General features: G+C 40.9%; 2 protein-coding genes and 1 pseudogene. 1 reads left to right on the forward strand and 2 read right to left on the reverse strand.

Annotation, left to right across the window (positions count from 1 at the left end):
- Positions 1-253: pseudogene (locus V6C93_RS00185) on the reverse strand (hypothetical protein); the annotation flags it as partial.
- Positions 254-994: 741 nt separating this feature from the next.
- Between V6C93_RS00185 and V6C93_RS00190 the strand changes: the two are divergent.
- On the forward strand, positions 995-2,086 hold the full coding sequence (locus tag V6C93_RS00190; protein ID WP_333474619.1) for an NB-ARC domain-containing protein: 1,092 nt from the start codon (positions 995-997) through the stop codon (positions 2,084-2,086).
- Between the two features lie 91 nt (positions 2,087-2,177).
- On the opposite strand, the gene V6C93_RS00195 is transcribed toward V6C93_RS00190, so the two are convergent.
- Positions 2,178-2,414 carry a hypothetical protein gene (locus tag V6C93_RS00195; RefSeq protein ID WP_333474620.1) on the reverse strand — a complete coding sequence of 79 codons (237 nt, stop codon included), beginning with the start codon at positions 2,412-2,414 and terminating at the stop codon, positions 2,178-2,180.
- Positions 2,415-2,641: the final 227 nt, after the last annotated feature.

The raw sequence follows: 2,641 nt of genomic DNA on the forward strand, positions 1-2,641 counted from the left end.
CCGTACCAACAGCAAAGGCATCTAATTTATAGCCAAACAAGCCGGCTCGCGTGTTATTGGAACCTGCATAGGCTGAATCTTTACCAACGGCGGCTGCCACAGCAGCATTCTCAACATTACCTGTTGTAGGATCGAGTTGGAAAGATGCGGAACCAGCGACACCTCCTTCACCGGCTAAGGCACTAGCAGCAAAACCTAATGCAGCGGCAGTAACTGTAAGAACGTTAACTAAAAGCTTAGATTTAAGGTTCATTTTTCTACCTCTTTAAATGTGGAAATGTTTTCAAGGTTTCTCGCTCTGACAATGATGCAAATCTGTGAAGAAATCATTGTTTTTGGGCTGGGATAACCTTGTCGATCTCAAGATAATTCAGTTCACTATGATTGTCGGTAAGGAAGAGGTGAGAAAAAAGTGAGATGTTTGTAATTACATTGCTAAAAACGGCTACAATTCCTATGATGACGCGTTCGCATCTGCGTGCAATCGACGTTTTTTAATCTTTCTTCACTTTAGATTACAAATCTATATAATTATCTTTGTCTTAGATCCCGGCTGACCTAAACCTGTGAATACCTGGCTGTCTGACAAAAGCCCCTCCAACGGCGAAAATACGTAATGTGGCATCAAGGCTTTGAAAAAATGCGTCAAGCAGTCAGTGTTAACACTCATCAACTTTTCCGGATTTAAACGAAGAGTGTCCGTAAGCCAAAGTAGGAGTTAGGAGGAGCAGAATTTGGGTAAATCCCAACGTGAAGTAAAAAGAAGTAGGATGAGGTAAAAAAAAACAGGGTGAAGTATGGCGAAGTAGAGCTAACTTTACAATAGGATATGAAGAGTTCTGTTTAATAGAAAATTTGTGACAAAATAGGCTCTACTCAAATAAATCTCTGGATCGTAACCTAGTAGTAAGTCTTTGGTTATTCGTGCTCCTCTGGATTCTAGTGTATTAAGTCTCAGATTCCAATCGTAGCGACAAGTAACGAGATAGCCAAAATGACAATAGAAGAAATTCTTTTAACATTAGAACTCACCCTGAATCCCATCGATCTCAATCCGGTTCAAGAACTGGTGATCCATCAGGCTTGGGAGGGGAAAACTTATTCACAAATTGCTGAAACCGCTGGATACAGCGCTGATTATATCAAGTCAGTTGGATCTCAGTTATGGCAGTGGCTTTCAAACCTTTTGGGAGAACCTGTAACGAAGCGAAATTTCCGTTCTGTACTGAAGCGCCGAGCACGTCAACTTCAAGAGAGAATTCCTCAACCCCACACCTCAATTTCTCATCCTCAAGCTTGGAGCGAATCTCTTCCTCGTTGCTTCTTCGGACGTGCTGAGGAACTCGCTACCTTAAAAAAATGGATTGTGCAGGACAGATGCCGCTTAGTAGCCATCATAGGAATGACAGGTATAGGCAAAACAGCTTTAACAGTACGCTGCGCTGAACAAATCGAAAGTGAGTTTGACTATGTTATTTGGCGATCGCTCCAACAAGTTCCTCCAATTGATGACTTCTTAGTGGATTGGTTGCGCGTTTTGTCAAATGGGCAAGAAATAGACCTACCCCAGGAAACAAACAGCAAAATCTCTCTTCTGCTTACTTACTTACAGAAGTATCGTTGTTTACTAGTCATTGATGATTGTGAATTGGTTTTACAGAAACATCAAGGCTATGCCCAACTCCTGCAACAAATTGGGGAAAAATACCATCAAAGCTGTCTGTTATTCACGAGTCGTCAAACGAGTTCAGACCTGAGATTTAATGAAAAAGATGGCTCACCAATTCGCTCGTTAACCCTTACAGGGTTGAGTTTAGCAGAAGCACGAGAAATTCTGAGAGTTGCCGGAGTGTCTTGCTCTCAATCAGTAGCCGATCGCCTGATTGAGCGTTATGCCAGTAATCCGTTAGCTCTGAAAATTATAGCAACCGTAATTCGCGATTTATTTAACCGGGATGTTACTCAGTTTTTGGCACAAGACATCTGCATCTTTGACCAGCTAGGAGGAGTGTTAAACGAGCAATTGACTCGTCTAACGGCTTTGGAATGGCAAGTAAAATGTTTACAGATGATTTATCGAGAGTAGTTGAGAGCAAGCCATCCTCCGCCTATATCCAGAAACTACCTTAAATACAGTAGAGCGATCGCATCTTTAAGCCATCGCTTTTGGTCGCACGCTAATCTTTCTTTTTAGGTGGGGTTACAGGTTTTTCCTTTTTAGCGGATAGTACAGGTTCCAACAAGTTCGGAAATCTAGGTTTTCTGCCTCCTGGAACTTTAGTTTCAACCCACAAATCTTCTTTTTCTTTCTTATAAGCCTTTCGACTATCTCCTTCAACAGTTTGCAATGACCCCCAAATCATTGCACCACCGGCAGAAAGCAAAATAATTGCTAAAAAATCACCAATAGTCATTTTAATACCTCAGATAGTTTGGACATTTTTTGATTGGGTCATGCTATTTATCTATTTTGTGAATCTAAAAGTATTTGATAATGCTCGATATTGTTTATGCTTTCAGCTTTATCTTAAGGACGCAACCGAAGTTTTGGAACTTAATATCCGAAATTAAATATATCTCTAGAAACCCAGCGCAGCAAGGACTACAAGATTTGACAGCCCAATAAAAAGTATTTATTGTA

Source organism: Allocoleopsis sp. (assembly GCF_036703385.1).
Taxonomy (GTDB): domain Bacteria; phylum Cyanobacteriota; class Cyanobacteriia; order Cyanobacteriales; family Coleofasciculaceae; genus Allocoleopsis.

Coding starts and splice junctions, on each gene's coding strand:
- V6C93_RS00190 (WP_333474619.1), top strand. CDS start 995: ATGACAATAGAAGAAATTCTTTTAACATTAGAACTCACCCTGAATCCC.
- V6C93_RS00195 (WP_333474620.1), bottom strand. CDS start 2,414: ATGACTATTGGTGATTTTTTAGCAATTATTTTGCTTTCTGCCGGTGGT.